Origin of the sequence: Lysinibacillus sp. NPDC093712, from assembly GCF_050280025.1 — a bacterium.
Classification (GTDB): domain Bacteria; phylum Bacillota; class Bacilli; order Bacillales_A; family Planococcaceae; genus Lysinibacillus.
Map to the genome: position 1 here is coordinate 90,857 of NZ_JBNNUU010000004.1, position 18,506 is coordinate 109,362.

9 protein-coding genes and 1 pseudogene are annotated in these 18,506 nt (G+C 36.9%); 2 read left to right on the forward strand and 8 right to left on the reverse strand.

Annotated features, from left to right (window positions below):
* Nucleotides 1-29: 29 nt before the first annotated feature.
* Entirely contained in the window at nt 30-926 is an 897-nt protein-coding gene (locus ACQKNX_RS16000) for a LysR family transcriptional regulator (RefSeq protein ID WP_427429740.1), read from the reverse strand.
* Between the two features lie 122 nt (nt 927-1,048).
* On the opposite strand from ACQKNX_RS16000, the gene ACQKNX_RS16005 reads away from it, so the two are divergent.
* The gene (locus tag ACQKNX_RS16005) at nt 1,049-2,137 is read left to right on the forward strand and encodes an NAD(P)-dependent alcohol dehydrogenase (protein WP_427429741.1); all 1,089 of its coding nucleotides are present in this window, start codon (nt 1,049-1,051) and stop codon (nt 2,135-2,137) included.
* A 201-nt stretch (nt 2,138-2,338) separates the two neighbouring features.
* Here ACQKNX_RS16005 and ACQKNX_RS16010 read toward each other — a convergent pair whose 3' ends face one another.
* A complete protein-coding gene (locus tag ACQKNX_RS16010) occupies nt 2,339-3,337 on the reverse strand; it encodes an acyltransferase family protein (RefSeq protein ID WP_427429742.1) in 999 nt (332 codons plus the stop codon).
* 203 nt (nt 3,338-3,540) lie between these two features.
* Between ACQKNX_RS16010 and ACQKNX_RS16015 the strand changes: the two genes are divergently transcribed.
* Nucleotides 3,541-3,735: a hypothetical protein gene (locus ACQKNX_RS16015; RefSeq protein ID WP_427429743.1), complete on the forward strand. Its 195-nt coding sequence runs from the start codon at nt 3,541-3,543 to the stop codon at nt 3,733-3,735.
* Between the two features lie 100 nt (nt 3,736-3,835).
* Here ACQKNX_RS16015 and ACQKNX_RS16020 read toward each other — a convergent pair whose 3' ends face one another.
* The 6 genes and pseudogenes from ACQKNX_RS16020 to ACQKNX_RS16045 all read right to left on the reverse strand — a co-directional run bounded on the left by ACQKNX_RS16020 (nt 3,836) and on the right by ACQKNX_RS16045 (nt 18,328).
* Nucleotides 3,836-4,057: a hypothetical protein gene (locus ACQKNX_RS16020; protein ID WP_427429744.1), complete on the reverse strand. Its 222-nt coding sequence runs from the start codon at nt 4,055-4,057 to the stop codon at nt 3,836-3,838.
* On the reverse strand, nt 4,044-4,595 hold the full coding sequence (locus ACQKNX_RS16025; RefSeq protein WP_427429745.1) for a DUF3990 domain-containing protein: 552 nt from the start codon (nt 4,593-4,595) through the stop codon (nt 4,044-4,046). Before ACQKNX_RS16025 ends, ACQKNX_RS16020 begins: the two co-directional genes overlap by 14 nt.
* A 325-nt stretch (nt 4,596-4,920) precedes the next feature.
* Nucleotides 4,921-9,657, reverse strand: a complete 4,737-nt coding sequence (locus ACQKNX_RS16030; RefSeq protein ID WP_427429746.1) for an endonuclease — start codon at nt 9,655-9,657, stop codon at nt 4,921-4,923.
* Between the two features lie 91 nt (nt 9,658-9,748).
* A pseudogene (locus ACQKNX_RS16035) lies at nt 9,749-11,578 on the reverse strand (bifunctional metallophosphatase/5'-nucleotidase); the annotation flags it as partial.
* Nucleotides 11,579-12,028: 450 nt separating this feature from the next.
* Nucleotides 12,029-13,924 (reverse strand): hypothetical protein, encoded by a 1,896-nt coding sequence (locus ACQKNX_RS16040; RefSeq protein WP_427429747.1) that lies wholly within the window; start codon nt 13,922-13,924, stop codon nt 12,029-12,031.
* An 879-nt stretch (nt 13,925-14,803) separates the two neighbouring features.
* Nucleotides 14,804-18,328 carry an S-layer homology domain-containing protein gene (locus ACQKNX_RS16045; protein WP_427429748.1) on the reverse strand — a complete coding sequence of 1,175 codons (3,525 nt, stop codon included), beginning with the start codon at nt 18,326-18,328 and terminating at the stop codon, nt 14,804-14,806.
* Between the last annotated feature and the right edge of the window lie 178 nt (nt 18,329-18,506).

Consider the following 18,506-nt stretch of genomic DNA (forward strand, 5'->3'; position numbering starts at 1 on the left):
AAAAGCCGAATACTATATTCGCCTTTTTCTTATCTATTATTTTTATTATGAATGTCTATGAAAGCTTGAATCATATGTTGACGGAATTGCTTTGATACATAGGAATACTTTTTGTTTTTTAACCAAGCAAACCCTACCATTTGATAACAGTGGCTATTTTTCAAGCGAATGATTTTAGTATTCGCTAGTTGTTCACCTAAAAATGAATACTGCGGATAAAATGTAATCCCTTGTCCTTCATTTACAAGCTGTAAAACAATCGACATTTCCGTTCCTTCAAAGACAATGTTTGGGGTAAACCCCTCTTGTAAACAACATTTTTCAAACATGCTAACCGATTCTAATCCAGATTTATATCCTATAAAACGTTCGTCTTTTGCTTCTAGTAAATCAATTTCATCAAATTGTGCAAGTCTATGATTTTTAGGAACAATTAAATCTAATCGTTCCTTTAAAACAGGAAGCCATTCAATATCAGTTCCTGTAATCGGTGTATTGGAAACACACAACTCAATTTCCCCACTAATTAGACGTTCCTTTGCTACTGAATCGGGGAGAATGGATTGCTGAATTCGAATATTCGGTCTACGATCATAGAAACTTCTAAATATGGGCGGTAGGATTGTAGAGCTCATCACACTAATAGAAACACGATCTTCCTCTATATCAGCCATTTCTAGTACTTCTTCATGTGCTTCTTGTAAGATTTTTAATGCTCTCTCTACTTCCTGCGCATAATACTTTCCATAACTATTCAAACGAATTTTCTTACCATTTCGATCGAATAAAGGGACACCTACTTCATCTTCTAATTTGGCAATCGTTTTACTTAATGATGACTGTGTAATATTTAAAGAAAGTGCAGACTGAGACATATGCTCCGTCCTCGCCACAGCTAAAAAGTATTGTAACTGTAAAAGTTGCATAGTATTTCCCCTTATGAATCATAATGAATATAGATATAGATTTGAATATATTGTAGCGATTTCTGCAAACGATTACAATGATAGCGAATTTCAATAATCTGTACTAAAGGGAGAATGAATATATGAAAATTAAAGCAGCAGTTACGCCTGGTCAAGGCCAAGATTTTATTATTGAAGAAGTAGAACTAGCAGGTCCAAAAGCGAATGAAGTGTTAGTGAAAATTGTTAGTACGGGTGTTTGCCATACAGATGCTGTTGCACGTGATGCAGCAATCGCCCCACTACCTGCTGTTCTTGGACATGAAGGAGCAGGAATTATTGAAGAAGTCGGTGAAGGTGTAACTCGTTTAGAAAAAGGTGATCACGTTGTACTTTCATTTGCGCATTGTGGACATTGTGATAACTGTTTAACAGGTCATCCAACAGTTTGTGAAACATTCAACGATTTAAACTTTGGCGGTACACATGATGATTACACACATCGTTTATCTAAAGATGGCCAACCACTTTCAACATTCTTTGGTCAATCTTCGTTCGGTACTTATGCAATCTCACATGAACGTAATGTTGTAAAAGTAGATAAAGATGTGGATTTAGCATTACTTGGACCTTTAGGCTGTGGTATACAAACAGGTGCTGGCACTGTTTTAAATAAAATCAAGCCCGAGTTCGGCTCAACAATTGCTATTTATGGTGCTGGCGCTGTAGGTTTAAGTGCTATTATGGCTGCAAAAATTGTAGGCTGTAAAACAATTATTGCAGTGGATGTACACGATTCACGCTTAAAATTAGCAAAAGAGTTAGGTGCAACACATACATTTAATGGAACAAAAGTAGATGTTGTAAAAGAAATTAAACAATTAACAAACGGTGGTACAAAATACGCAGTCGATACAACAGGCGTTCCTCCAGTAGTTCGTCAATGTTTACAAGCCCTACGTCCACTAGGCGTTGCAGCAGTAGTTGGTGTAACACCAGAAATGACTATCGATGTGCACAATGATATCATGGCTGAAGGTAAAACAATGATGGGTGTAATTGAAGGTGATTCAGTACCAAATGTATTTATCCCTCAATTAGTGGACTACTATAAAGCTGGGCAATTCCCATTCGATAAATTGGTGAAATTCTATGATTTTGACCAAATCAATGAAGCATTTTTAGCATCAAAAAATGGCGAGGCAATTAAACCGATTTTACGTATTCAATAAAGGTTTCAGTGCTTGTTCGGTGTTTAGTGGCGTTTCACTCAGGTTTGGTGGCGATTTGATTGAGTTTAGTGGCGTTTCACCCATGTTTAGTGGCGATTCACAGGGTTCTTGGCCATTCTCTCGGGTTTACCGGCGTTTCTCTCGAGTGACTCGCCCCCACAAGCAAAAAAGCAGTGCTTTCTACTTTAGAAATCACTGCTTTTACCGTTTCTTTAGTTTTCCGACAATCCATTGACTAAATGGCAGGTATGACAGTAGCTTTGTCAGCCCAATACAAACAACAAGCGTCCACAGCATAAGCAGTGGAACACGCGTCAGTGTGCTATCAAAATGCGCTACGAACCAGCTTGTTGATAGGCGTAAAACCTCCCAATGGATAAGGTAAATCATAAATCCATATTGACTAATAATCCGTACAACTTTCGTCGATGGTATTAACTGTCCCCAAGCAATCACATAAAGTACAACACTTACGACAAGTGGCACTAAATCGAGCCGTCTCGAGTGTACCTCTATGTAGCCAAGTTGCACACGAATATATAAGAACAGCGCAGATAGTATGACAAAAACAATGGTCGCTCCGCGATACTTCTTTGCCAGCACGGCTAATTGTTCATAATAAACGCCTATCGCATATGCTACAGCAAAATAACCGAGCCAGCCCGTAAACAGCAAGCGTATAACCATCACATTGTCCTCAAATATTGGATACGGCAATAAAATGATTGCATGATGAACAAGTGTAATCAATACACTAAGGGGTAAAAACCAGGCAATCGACCACTTGAAACGCTTTATCAGCGCAATCACCATATACAGCTGCATAATGACTACGACAAACCAGCCAACAAACTCGCCAGACACAACATTGTGATAATACTTGTCCCATAGCAAGCCCTTCTGGTAAATTGACTCAACCAATAACGCATCTAAAAAAGCCCACACTAAAAAAGGCACAAAAATATATTGAATGCGACTCGACCAAAAATTAGTCGGTAGCTTTTCACGATAACGATTCGACAATATTAAAATGGATAACACAATAAACGTCGGTGTTGCATAGCACAGCGCAATTCGTAAAAACAAATACAACGGTTGCTCAGGTTCTGCCCCAACCTCCATAATTACCCACGATGATGTATGCAATAGTAAAATGGATAGGCATGCCACCACACGTAGTAAATCCCATTCTTTAATCACTACAACATTCTCCTAGTACTTTATATCTCTATTAAGCATGTCATATAATGTCGATTAATGCAATGGTCGTACTTGGCATCTACTACAGCAAGCTTTTTAACTCATTTCACAATGTTTTCGTATAGGATAGCAAATATGAAAAAATTGGAGTATATTGAAAACATTTAGTGATAATTGGTCTTTCTGTGAAAGAGGTAAGTTCCGTGGTGACAAAAGAATTGGCAATGCTCGTTTTTATCCCTTTTACATTTGCAAGCATTCTATTAGCTTGTGTGATGTTGGCAATGCGTAGTTTGATTTCAACGTCATTTTATGAAATGACCGCAATCGGCATCAGTATATTTTTACTACTTTTTATAGGAAGCTTCTTCATTATCCGTCGCGTCGAAGTTATTTGAAGAAATTAGTAGAAGCGCGATAAGCGTGCCAGTCACTATTACATTAAAAGAGAACGAAAAAGTGTTAGATTGACCGTAGTCAATCTAACACTTTTTTCATCTAACCTGCTATCGATTGTTGAAATCGCTTTATAATATGGCTCACCCAATAGTCTTCGTCAAAGTGATGAACATAGATCGGATCCTCCTGTAAACGATGGAGGAAACCTGATGTCATGAGCGCTTCATCAGCTTGCTCACCTAAAACTTTTTTTAACTCATCTCGAATCAAAAAGACAAGCTCCAAATCTAATTCATTAAATGTATAATCAGTCCATTTCAATTTCCTTCACCCTCACCATTTTTAAACATTCAATTGCTGCTTCTGTATGTAGCGCTAACTGTGAATTCTTTATATACAATGGCTTGATACTATCAAAAAATTCATCGAGAGTAATTATTCCGTTAAGCATTTTTCGCACTAGAATATTGGTACGCCCATCTGCAAGTGGTCCGAGCGTATAATCAAAAGCGTGATATAGTTCATTCTTGAAGCCAGTACTTCGGCAATTGAAAATAAATTCAGCCCATTCCTTTGTAGGTTGCTCAAATTGCTTAGTAGTTAAACTCATTAACTTTTTAATATCTAAATGGAAATACACAACTACTGGTTCAGTACCAGCCAGCAATCGTCCATCAACCATTTCATCTTTAGCTCTTCCAATTGCCCACTTTTTAGTTTGCTTCAAATTATTCGTTACATAGAAGCCTTTTCCAAAATCTGTACGATAACGCACTCTCGACAAATCTATACTCTGCTCAATATTTACTCCATCTCGTTTAGTTGTACCGTGATAGCAAAATAAATAAGATTCCATCATTTCTACCCTATAATAACCGTTTATTTACGAACGCTAGCCACTCGTATTTTGCCCATATTATATCATATTCTGAAATACTTCTAAAATATCATACAAAAGGAACAGTATAGAAAATTCCCAACATTGTTCCTTGAGAAATTCACTTCAATTGTACTTTTACCTGCCGCTCATATTCCTGTTAAATCGCTTAATTTGAAGCTCTCCATATCTTCCAGAAGATTTGGGTTTATAATTTTTCATCCATATAACAGTCAGGTACTTGTCCTAAAAAAATAAAAGCCCACTTCACATCCAATTAAAGTGGGCTACCAATAGATTATTCTGGTTAATTCGCCATCTGTAATGCCGTTTTTTTACCATAAATCGTTTCTACCCATTCCGGGTGATCGATAAATGGATTGCGATTACCTTGAACTTCATATATTCTGTCGTTTCTTCGTTTTTCAAATTCATCTACGGGATCTTGTAGATGCCATTGTAAAAGGACAGAAAGTTTACCATGATTAGGAGCTGTCCCATTATTAACTTTTTCATTTAATTCAAGGTCAACTTTATCGCCTGGCTCATAACGAGTTGCCATATAAAATAAGATACGTGCTACATCACCTTTTACATTATTAGGCGGCTCGAATGAATCCGAATCTTTCAAGCAACCATTACAACCCGACACTGGACTGCCACCATTGTCAAAATCTAAATTTCCTCTCGAGCTATTCACTGAAACATCTGTAGGTCGTAAATGATGAATATCTGTTCCTGGTCCATTGCTCGTTCCAAAATTACCATGTGATTTTGCCCACGTATGCTCTCTGTTCCAGTTTCCTACTTTTCCGCCATTGTTTGATTTAGGGCTTGATTTCCCAGAGTAAAATAACAGTACATTATTTAAATTATTTGGATCTTCATCTGTATATTTTAATGCATCCCAAGCATCATCATATGACAGTACCTTTTGTTTAGAAATGATATCGTGAAGGGCTTTTTTTAGCGCTTGACCTTCCTTGTCATAGGCAGCTGCATAATAGTCGTTAGCGTTTACTGTAACACTAAAATTGGTAGTGATACTTTTCTTGCCATCGAATGCAGTAATGCCAACAATATGGCTACCCGCTTCTAAATTTAGCGTTAATATGTTGCCATTTATAGTACCTTTTGTAGCTGTAAATGTCAGTGCGTCATTATCCGGATCAGCGAAATGTTCCGTTAAATCGATTGTAATTGCCGTACCTACAGCTACTGTTTTATTTGTAAAAGGTTTTTTAATGATTGGTTGCTTGTTCTCAGAAGGTAAAGAAGGATCCACAATGGGATCCCCTTTAGAATTCGTAAATTTAATTTGGTCAAACGTTGCACCATTTTTCAGTTCAATCAATTTTAAGTCGATTTTGTCGGCGCCTCTAATTTCACTTACATTTTTACCGTCAATCGTGATCTTTTTAAAGGTATTGCCTTTTAAGTCAACAATGGCACCTGCTTGATCTGGATTGATGATAACATTTGTCGTTTTAAAGCCCTCACCGTGAAGCTCAGCATATTTCCCTTTTAGGAACACGCCCTCAGTGATAACAGATTTAGCATCTAAATGTAATGCCACACTAGGCTTTGTGATTGTTAATTTGTTTGTTTTAAAGTTTGTTAAATTATAAGTGATCTCAACTTCAATCGGTTCAACAGTAGAACCTTTTTTCAAGTCAATTTGGACCATTACAGGGTCATGGTCACTTGCACGGCCTGCCATATCAGTAAAGTCTGCATTAATATGAAGAATATCAATGATTGTATTGTCTTTAAGATTATTAGAAACTAAAATATGATCTAATACTTGCGAATTCCCTTGATATAAATACGTGTAACGATCAGCGTCTTCCGCTTTATTAATCATATTTGTCATCTCAGCACCTTCATGAATCTTAAGCGCATCAGCAAATTGATAGTCATTAAAATCACCTAAAGATACAATGTTTGCATCTGCATTTTTTGATTTAATGTCTTTAACAAAGTTATTTACAATCGTTGCGATTTTTTTACGTTGCACTTCACTTCCATAAACCGGTGGCTGTTTTGCTCCGAATAATGGCGTGTCACCAGATTTAGAATTCCAGTGGTTAGCGATAACGACCACATCTTCACCTTGGAATTCAAATTGTGCAGCTAACGGTTTACGGCTACTATTAAATGCTTCATTCGTAGGATCAATTCGACCTGGGTTTAACGTTAACTTACCGTTTTGATAACTAACGGCAGTAGTCGCATCGCCTGCTGGGATACCTTCTTTCAACTTCACTCTTTCTGGATTGTAAAGGAATCCAACACGAATATTTGCGTTTGGTGCACCACCGTCTGCATTATTCACCGGGTCAATATTGACATACTTATATTCAACGCCACTTGCAGCTTTAATGGCATCAATCAATCGTTTATAACTTTGATCTGCTTTCGAATCACCAGTCGATTCGCCGTTATTATCTTGTACTTCCGTTACTCCTACAATATCCGGCGTTTTCATATCGACACCAATTGCGCGTGCTAATTTACGTGCTTTATCATCTGATGTCGACGTTTTATTATTAGAGAAGTTTTCTAAGTTATAAGAAGCAATTGTTAACTTGTCTTCCGCTTTAACAATCTTTGTTGTCTCAGGTTTTGCAGTCCCTTTTACATGTGCTTGTTTCATCTCATCTAGTGGCACATAGATTTTAAAGTTTTGATAAGAGTAGCCAACGATACCCGTAATAGGTCCCTTAAACTTATCACCTGTTGCAACTTCGAAATCACGAGCTGTTCCGTTTGGTTCTAATCTGAATTGAATACGATTTGGGTTTGTCTTCCCTTCCTCATACAAGACGCCACCATGAAGTGTATTCGTTGGTTCACTTTCTAGAACCGTCACTAAATCCCCGTGCTCCTGTGGAGAGACAGCTTTGACATTGCCCACTTCCACTCGCATACCTTCAATACTTTCCCAAAAATCAATGGCATCAATTGTTGGGTTGAATATTTGAAGATTGTCACTATCAATGTTGCTAAATGACATTTTTAATTCATCAATTTTAATGGCTTTTGGTAATGCTACGCTACTCTTTATTTTTTCTACTTTCCCACCTTGATCATTACGAACATTGATTTGCGTTGTTTTTAAATCTGTTTGGTTTGCATCACTATAGCCATCGTACGCATATTCATCGACTTTACCTGTTACAGATACTAAATCCCCTACTTGAATCGGCCAAGCATTTTTCCCACTATAAAGTAAGATAGCTTCAGATGTATTTGGATTATTATCCGCCAATTCATCAGGCGTTTGAATCGTATAATACGTACTTCCGTTTAAAGCAAATGAATACGTCACGATTCCTTGAATACCTTCAACTGTTTTACCCACAAATGGAGAAGTATGCCCCTCCCCTTGAATATTATGAATCTGCAAAGCATCTGTAATCTCATAGTCATATGTCATAATTTCGCTAAATTTACCATCACTCGCTTTTACAACTGTTTTTAATGTTGTGTTTTGAGTAATCTCGATTGGCGTTGTGTATTTCGTACCACCTACAGTTGGATTTGAGCCATCTACTGTGTAGTAGATTTCTGCATTTGCTGTCGATGTAGCTAAAGTAACTGTAGTTTTATTCACAAATGTTCCACTTCCAGGAGATGCGATAGCAGGCTTTAACGCTGCGCTATCCACCACAATATCAGATGCAGAACGAGGAATCAGTTGGTAATCATTATCGAACTGTTGCAAAATACCTGTAATCGATTCATATGTTGTGCCTACAGTTAAGCCAAGTATATTATTTTCATCACGCACAATGAAATTACTACCATCACTTGCCGTATAGTTTCCACTACTCACCGCTGACAGCGTGACATTTTTTACAGTAACGAGTTGCGATTCATTGGCTTCCTTTACCTCTGCTCCTGTTACCAGTTTCGCAGTAGGCTCACCAACACCCGCTACTTTATCGATCATTTGTGCTCCATCTAATTGCAGCAATCCTCTGTAATCAGCTAACGTACCTTTGAGCGTTACTTCATCACCAACATTCGCATTTAAGCTAGTCGGGCGAACCGCAATACCACCCGTGCTGTCTTGCACAGAAATTGAATTTTTCAGTTTCCCTGCCACAACACCTTTGATTGTTACTGATGTTCCGTTAGCTTTTGCTCTTGCATCAGCGATAGAAAGAATATCTTCTTGTCCAACTACTGTATAATTGAAAGTTTGTACATCACTATTATCTAATCCTTCTGCTACAGCAATTGCTTTTATTGTTGTTGTTTTATCAATAACAATTGGTTGCGAATATAAAGTGCTGTTCGAAGTCGGCTCTGTACCATCAGTTGTGTAATAAATCGTTGCGCCTTCCGTTGCTGAAGCTAATGCAATTGCAGTACCAGTCGCTACCGTTCCAGAAGGTGTAGAAGCTGTTACTGCGCCTACCTTAACAATCGGCCCTACTTCTCCGCCTTCCATTGAATGTTTGCCTATATGTGTAAAGTCATCCTTAGGATACACATCCCACTCGCTAGGATTGAATGCATCGTCAATGATTGTATCTCCAGATGTGGCTGAGCTTTTTCGAACTAATGTGACATCCACACCAAAATTTATTTTTACTCCAATTGCTTGCCCAATAGAATCAATTATTGCCCCATTTTTTCTTAATACGACTGGATCGTCTCCATTGAAATTAATAACAGTCGAATTTTCCATATTTCCAAATTGCTTAATAGCTGCATTTGCATCTTTATGATGCACCACATACGTAGCTCCATGTTCTAATGTTCCTGATAACGCCACTGTTTTATCAGCAATTGCTACACCATTTGTATGCATCTCTAACGTATAATTTGCTAAATCGATTGTTGCACCAGTACCATTATAAATTTCAATCGCCTTATTAAAACTGCTGCCTTCAATGTATTCCGAAATAATTAAATCAGTTGCTAACGTAGCGGCTTTGACATTTAGGGGTGCTGCTGTAGGAACAACAGCGCTCGCAATTAGACTTGTCGCTAAAAAAGCATGTATTGGTTTTCTCCAGTTCTTTTTATACATCCAAAAAGTTCCCCTTTCAATATGGACAAACGAGTGTAGTTAACATTAAAATACAAAGCCTCCATCCCACTAGGAGAAGGCTTTGCAATACTTATAGAATTGTATCTCCAGTTACAGTAACTCCATCAAAATTAAAGAGATCCCCAGTTAATTTTGAAAGATCAAGATTGCCTCCAACTTGTAGATTGTTAAATGAGAATTGCGCTGGCACAGTGCCAGTTAAAATTAAATTCCCTTTCACAACTGCATTTCCTAAAGAAGCAATATTTGAGATACTTACTGTTACATTTCCTTCGTAAACTTTAGGTTGTCCAGCAGTTCCAGAGAAATCAGCGCCATCAACATTTTTATCAGGCTGTTGACTATTAGCGACGTCTACGATTCTACCTTCAACTTTCGGATTGACATTAACTAAAGATTTTAAATGCTCAGCGAGATTTTCCCAGTCTGATAAACCTAAATCCGTTACGCGTCCTTCTTCATATGCCTTTTTCAAAACATCAAAGCCATCTCCGCCTTTTGCAGTAAATGCATTTGTTGCGATTGTATACGTTTTATTATCTTGAATTGCAATATCGTTATTTTGAGCATCTTTGTAAGAGATTTTGACAATACGTTGACCTGCTGGTTTAGAAGAATCAAATTCTACCTTTGCACCTGAAACATGAAGGAAACCACCATTTTCAAGTGGATAAAGTGAAACACTTTTTTCAAATGTTTGTTTTAATTCCGCTCCAGTTAAAGTCACCGTTGCTAATGTATTACCAAATGGTAGAACTGAAATAACTTCACCAACCGTTATTGGTCCTTGATTAATCGCTGTACGAATACCTCCGCCATTTTGTAGCGCCATAATTACATTTGGATTGTATTGTTTCGCTTTTGCAAGCATGCCATCTGTAATAACATTCCCTAACGGCGTTTCATTTTTACGAACACTCGGCTTTGCCGTATCACCATTATCACGTGGATTTTCAAGCGCTACTGTTGCAATTGCACCTGTTTCAGATTTAGAAACCGCATCAACTTTATCTTTAAATGGTTTTAATGTCGCCACAGCATTTGCATCCTCTGCATATTCTGCCACTTTTAATAAAGCCCCATTATGTGCAATGACTACACCTTGTGGATTAAAGGTAACATCCAATGTTCCTAAATAATCATTGTATTGATACGCTTGTACAATAATTGTCTTATCTTTCGCTTGTCCACTCATATTCTTATCGACTACAACAGGTTTATCAAGTTGCGTATGGCTATGACCACCGACAATCACATCGATGCCTGCTACTGATTTCGCTAATATTAGGTCGTTATCATATGCAGGATTATCGTCGTAACCGATATGCGTTAGGGCAATGATTTTATTAACGCCTTTATCCTCAAAAGCTTTAACTGCTTTTTTCGCTTCTTCAATATAGTTTTCAAACTCGATACTACCAGGAGAAGAAATATCTTTTGTCTCAGCAGTCGTTAAACCAAAAATACCAACTTTTTCACCGTTAATTTCTTTAATGATCCCATTGTAGATTTTGCCGTTTTTCGGATCACTTGAAATTAAATCTGAGAACAACCCAGTAAACTTATTATCTTTAGAAAAATCAACGTTAGCTGAAACAAATGGGAATTGAGCGCCTTTAATGAAATCTACTAACGCTTGATGCCCTTCAGGACTTGATCCTAAATCAAACTCATGGTTACCAAACGTCATCACGTCATAACCCATTAAGTTCATAAACGCCAAATCAGCTTTTCCTTTAAATTCATTGAAGTATAAAGATCCAGAAAATACATCTCCAGCATCTACTAGTAATGCATTTGGTTTTTTCGCTCTAACCTCCTTGACTGCTGTCACCTTTCTAGCAATATTAGTTAAATTCGCATGAGTGTCGTTAGAATGCATTAACGACAAATTAAAATTACCTTTGCTATTCCCACCTTATACCATCTCTCTATCTCTCTATCTCGGTTTTCGGTTTGGGCCTACACCGTACAAGCGACTTTCATCGCATACGGCGTGCCATCAATAGTAGTAAAACTTATTTCCCCAGTACATATATATGAAACCATATTAGTGTTAATGCACTATTTAAAAAATATTTATAAGTTGTAAATTTATACTATTTTTAGTAATACATGAACATGGAAAAATAGTGCAATTGTTAACTGTAGCTTCACTTTTCCTAAATAATAAGTAGGTAACGATTTCGCTTTTTCACTATCTCCAACTAGCACTTATATAATGTTGTCAAACATCCTACATTGAACATTTGCTACTAAATTTGTTAGTTAAAAAAAGCCCTAACACCTGTAGTTGATGTTAGGGCTTAAACTATCATTATCTATTAATAGGCACTAAATATATTAATATTTATTCAAAGAAATCATTTTTGTTTAGACCCTCAATTATTAAGTCTCCTTGATTTGATGTACATGTAATTTTAAATTGTGCAGTACCTACTTTTTCTGCATTTGCTTTTACATCTGCATTTTTCAGACGATTATTTATATATTTTACTAAGTCATCAATCGTCGCAAAATTAGAAGCCAAATTAATTGTTACTGTATTTGTCTTATCACTAATTGTAAATGCACGATTTTTAGATTTATCGACATCTGTTCCATGCGCTTGATTATTATCAAAGAAATACGCCCAATCGTTTCCTAGTAATGTAATTGATGCCTGAGAACCTGTAGAAAATGTCCCTATATAAAATTGGTCATTTTCATAATTCCCTGTCGCCATTACTGGGCGAGACATTAACTCTGTATATTGTGAATCGCCATTCGCCATGTCTTTATCAACATAAAATTGTTGAATTGCACTTTCTACTACACTTCCCATAGCTAATCCTTTTGAGAAATCAGTTGATAGCTTCCAAGAAACAGTTACAGGAATATCATCCACTCGTGCTCCTTTTTGCACACGAATCGTAAAATCTTTTTTACTACCAGTAAAATCACCTACTGTAACGGGTTTACTAACTAGTTGTGCTTGTGTTGCTTGTACAGTAGAAAAATCTAGATTTGTTAGTGTTTTACTTGTAAAACTCTTTGGCACCTCTATTACGGTAAAAGGTATATCTCTATTTTCTGAAGCAAGAATATAGTTTGTATATAACTCTTTGCCTGGTCTAATATCTTTAGCAAATTTATATTGGTTCGCAGCATCTACTACAGTTGCATTATTACCAACTGTCCAAATGTAGATATTTTCATTCGTATGTGTACTGTTTCCAGCAACAGTTAATGTAGAAGATGAAGTAACATCTTTTCCTTGTGATACTTCAATACCACCAAACTCGTTACCAGATGTCGTAATGGCATTGACCTTCACTTGTGAACCATTTACTAACAGCCCTGCATCTGCATTTTTAACTGTGACTCTATCAAGGTTGACGTCAGTTGCATTATACACTTGAAGAGCGTAGAGCCCATCCCACTTGTTGGCAGTATTTACAGCCGATGCATCTACAGTAAGGTTTGAAATCGACACACCTGTAGCATCTAGAACCGTTAACACTGATTTGTTTGGTTCTACATAAGTCATACCTTGCTTAGCAATTAACTGAAAGTTTCCACCATCAATCTTTTTATTTGCTTGTTTCACAAGAATTTGTGATGAAGTTACAATATTTTTAGTGAATTTAATGTTGTGAACTGCTGCATTGTTTAGAGCACTTTCTAATTCGGCTTGAGTTCCTACCGATGTAACAACACCTGGACCTGGCTTAACCGTTGCAGGTGCATTTCCGTTAATTACAACATCCGCATTTTTTTCTACTTCGGTAATCGCTCCAGCATTATTTACTGTTGATCCTGCGGTATTTACTATTAATGTCCCAACTGAAGCAGCAGTAGGAATAGTTACTACAGCAGGTCTATTTAATGTAATACTTGCAACACGTGCCGTTGCACCTAATACAAGTTTTGTACCTGCATCTGGATCATTGAATATTAAGTTATTCCCTGATACATTCTCATTCCATGTGTTTCCACTTACATTATTGATTGTGATAGTTCCAGTAACAGTTGCAGCATTATTTACAGTAGCATTAGCAGTATTTACTGTTAAATTACCAGTAATATTTCCTGCAGAGATATTTAGCGTTCCTGCTGTATTGCTAGAGATTATTACATCACCTGTCAAAGTATAACCATTTAAATTTAAGTGTGCTAATTTACTAATGGTGATGGGACTAGTTGCGAAAGAACCTGTTAATTTAATAGTGTCTCCATCTTTAACAGTTGAGATTGCTGTAGACAATGATAGTGCATTATTTACATTGAAAGTGGTTGCGCTATTCTCGTCTTATACCATGTACAATGGCTTTCGATTCGAGCCTACACCGGACAAGCGGCTTTCACCGCATACGGCGTGCTCAATAATAGTCTGACTATTCAGTATTTACAACTTAAAAAAAGGAGTAACCACATATATGTGATTACTCCTATGAAATTACTGATTGTAAGAAACAAATTTTTTGGGGAAATAAGTTTCTTATTGAACTACTACTGACTAGGTTCCTTCGCTCCTGCTAGTTTTACCCTTCTCGTATGTTACCATACAAGTCCAAACGGCTAGCAATCAACACTACTATGAACCTGCTGCCATCTTTTCAGTATCATAGGTTTTCTACCGAACCTCTTCTGAAAAGACTTCAAACGTTCCATCGACTTGTTCCCTCATTTTAAAGACCTTAGGCTCCCACTATACAGTATGCACACCATCCGTTTAACAGTTCCAAATTATATACAGATGACCCAATCATCATTACAGATGACAGAATTATACATGAACCCCTAGCAATTTCGCACGCATAATCGACACATACAGCCTACATGGATTCGTTGTCCTAGCCATAGTCGTTTTTTAAAGAGCCCCGCCTTAGGAATTTCACCTAAGTACGACTTCACCTGACTTCATCCCTTTGAGCGGATAGACACTCGCATTGGATGCAGGAGGATTAGGCTCGTGAGCAAACGGAACTGTTTCCCACGCATCAGAACTACCCTGATGAATACAAGCACGATAGTTAGAAGAAGACCCCATAGAGCCAAACTAATTAAAGTTCTTCCTATAGGGTCTAAATCCACTTATTTCACTAGCAAGCTAGTTTATAAAGTAACGTTTCGTTTAGTTTTATTAAGAAGTTTTTACTACTGTCCAAGTTGAACCTGCCGCCGTGAATGTCACAGTGTAATTGAAATCTCCAGCTAAATGTGTAGGAGTAGAAGCTACTTTAACATCAAATTTAGCTGTACTATCAATTGTTGGTAGAGTAGCAAATGTTACTTTTAATTCTTTTGAATCTGTAGTTGAAGCAACAGTACCTTCTTGACCACCAATTGTGATTTTTGTACCTGCAGCAACTGAAACGTTAGATGTGAAAGTGAATGTAACAACATTTCCATCTACAGAAGTTATAGCTGTTGGAGCCACTGCCGCCGCTTTTTCTAATGCTTTAAGACCTGATTCTAAATCAGTTTTTGCAGTATCATAATCAGCTTTTGTAGAAGAAGCATTAGCTAATACATCAGTAGCCACTTTCACTAGAGCTTTTACAGCTGCAACAGATGTATAATACTCATCTGCTTTTACAGCAGCAATCGCATCACTTAAAGCTTTTTTAGATACTTCTTTAGCAGCTTCTGCTGCGCCAGATAGTACTAATCCTTTTTTAGCATTAGCTAAATCAGTTGTAGCTTTTTTAATAGCACTAGTTGAAGCAGTTGTTACATTTACAGCTTTTGCTGCTGCTAATGCTTCAGAGTATACTTTCCAAGATGCAGGTGTATAATTTGCTTCAACTAAATTAGCAGTAGTTTCTGCTTGAATCGCATTAGTTAAAGTTTTTCCAGCCTCTACTCTATCTTTTTCAGCAGTATCTGCAGGTTTAGCTCCATTATAATTAATATTAATAATAGTGAATGTTACTGTGCTACCTTCAACATTGTAAGTTACAGTAACTTCTGCACTTTTAAGAATTTCGATAAATGCATCAACATCACTAATTGTTGATCCACCTAAACCTTTATAAACATAAGTTTTACCAGATTCACCATCATAGTTCACTGCATCTTTGTCATTAATTACAAGTTCTTCTTTATCAGTATTGATTGATTTTACAATACCTGTATAAGTGTTTCCAACTTCACTTGTTTTTACGAATGAAGCTGTAGCTTCTTTAGAAGTAAATGCATACGTTTTTTCATTTGTTGAATTTCTTTCAGTATATTTAGCATTACCAGTAGCTAATACTTTTACAGAATTAGTTTTTCCGTCTACTGAACGAACTTTCAAATCAGTTGTTGTTGATGTTGATGTTGTTGAAGTTGTGAAGTTACGGTTTGGAGAAACTACTTTCCATTTTCCGTCTGCAATGTCTAGTACCTCAATGTCATTTGCACCAGTGTTTGTAACAGTATAAGTAACTGACTTGAAATCAACAGATGTTGCGTTATAAGTTTTACCACTTTGGTTTGTTAAAGATGGTCTAAATGTTGCTTCTTCTTTATCTTTGAATTTATCTACTTTTTTATTAGTAGCATCATAAGAAGAAATTTTTGCACCATCTAGATATTGTTCTTGGAAGTAAGAAATCGAACCTAGAGTTGATGGTTCACCTTTATCTAATTTTCCATCTGCAGCATTTGATGTGTTGATATCGATCCATGCAACTGGAGTAACATAGTCATTAACTTCAGTGCTTCCGATTACAAATGAAGCTTCACCTTTATCATTTGTTTTTACAACAATTTGCTTAGCTTTGTTGCCATCTTTATCAGCAACATCTCCGTAGAATGATTGAACTCCATCAGAATCTACTTTAATGAATTTAGCTTTAGTATTAGTCGCAATTACTCCGTCAATATCTTCATTAAATGCAACATTTACAATTTCATTTTTAGCAACTTTACCATCTTTATCTTTTACAACGATGTTATATTTACGTCCACCGTTTGTATCTCCGATAGCAGCAACTTCTCCACCATCACGTTTAAGTTCAATAGTGTATTCTGCTTGAAGTGCACCAAATTTCACTTTAGAAGCTGTTGCTTGTAAAGCTGATGCTTCATATTTTGAAGAATAAGAAGATACTTTATTATTTACATCATAAATAGCTGCCGCTTCATAAACTACAGGTGTTACTTCAGCATTTGTACCTGATACTGTAAATGTTGCTTCGCCATTTCCATCAGTAGTAATTTGTGCTGTTTTAACTACAGTACCGTTACTTAATTGAGCTACAGCAGTACCATTTACAGTTACATTTTGTAATTTATCAGCTGTAACATCAATGTTTTCAAGAACAGAAACGTTGAATGTTTTATTAGCTTCAACTTTACCAGTTGTTGAATTTTTAAATGTAACTTTATAAGTTTTGTTAGCGCCGTTGTTAACAGATGTACCTTCATTTACATCAGTTACAGTAAGGATTGTGTCAACTCCCCAGAATACATAACCAATTGAGAATTTAGAACGATCACCAGTTGCATAAGCAGTTACAGTGTCAGTTTTTGCAGTATAACGAGTGTAAGTGTAAGTTGCAATACCTTCATCGTTAGTTACCGCTTCACCAGTAAGTGTTGGGTTAACAGCATCGTTGTTGTTACCAGGAACGTTGAATGTTACTGGGATACCAGCTTTAGATTGACCTTCAGCAACAGTAACTTGTGCTTTAACAGTTACTTGTTGACCAAGTTTACCTTGTACTGATTTAGAAACGATATCTACTTTAGTAGGTACTACAGCAGCGATACCTTTGAATGTACCGATTTTGTCTTCGCCAAGAGATACAGTGTACTCTTTGTCAGCTGTTTGAGCAGCAGTTGTTAATACAACAACTTTTTTGTTTGTTTGTTTAATAGCAGCGTTTTTAACTTCAAGATCAGAGATTAAGAAGTTAAGAGCTTGTACGTTTTCAACTTCTTCGTCAAATGTTACTTCAACAGTTGTGCTATTGATAGCTTTAACTGCAGCAACACCAGCTTCAGGAGTGTTAATAACGTTTTCGATTGTGCGGTATAAGAATGAAGCAAATTGTCCGCGAGTTACGCTGTTACCTGGGTTGAAGTTAGATACGTTAGTGATACCAGCGTATTCTAAAGCAACGATAGCATTGCGTTGTTCAGCAGAGTAAGCTTTTTCTAGGTCAGAGATTTCAGTTACGAAACCAGCTTTTTTGTAGTCAGCAACTAAGTCTACGCCAGCGATTTCTTTAATAGCACGTACTAAAACTACTGCCATTTGTTGACGTTGCATAGTTTGAGCAGCGTTTAAGTTGCCGTTTGAACCGTTGAATACGCCTGCATCTTTAGCAAGTGCAGCATATTTAACTAATTCAGCTTCAGCTGTTGTTGGTAGATCGTTGAAGCGTTGTTTTGAATTCCAGTCAGCTGGAATTTCTTGGCCTTGTGCTTCTAAATAACGACCTAATAATTTAACCACTTGACCGCGGTTAATTGTTTGGTTTGGTTTGAATGAGCCGTCAGCGTATCCATTGATGATACCTGCATCAGCAAGTGCGTTGATTGCTACCTCGTGGTCGTTACCTGCTACATCTGAGAATCCTGCTGCAGAAGCCACTGGTACGATAGCAGAAGCTACTAAAGTAGCCGTTGCAGCCGTAGCTACGAATTTTTTGTATTTCTTTGGTTGGTTAGCCATAGAAAAATTTCCTCCTCTAAGTTAAAAAATTATGTCTCTACTACATAGTTATGTAGTAAATAAACAACTACACATAAAAGTATAGTTGTATCCCTAAAAGTTGTCAATCATATTTTGGGAAAATTACTAATTCACTTCCGGAAAATAGTGGACATCGAACTCTCTTTTACCATTGTCG

Coding starts and splice junctions, on each gene's coding strand:
- ACQKNX_RS16030 (WP_427429746.1), bottom strand. CDS start 9,657: ATGTATAAAAAGAACTGGAGAAAACCAATACATGCTTTTTTAGCGACA.
- ACQKNX_RS16025 (WP_427429745.1), bottom strand. CDS start 4,595: ATGATGGAATCTTATTTATTTTGCTATCACGGTACAACTAAACGAGAT.
- ACQKNX_RS16005 (WP_427429741.1), top strand. CDS start 1,049: ATGAAAATTAAAGCAGCAGTTACGCCTGGTCAAGGCCAAGATTTTATT.
- ACQKNX_RS16045 (WP_427429748.1), bottom strand. CDS start 18,328: ATGGCTAACCAACCAAAGAAATACAAAAAATTCGTAGCTACGGCTGCA.
- ACQKNX_RS16000 (WP_427429740.1), bottom strand. CDS start 926: ATGCAACTTTTACAGTTACAATACTTTTTAGCTGTGGCGAGGACGGAG.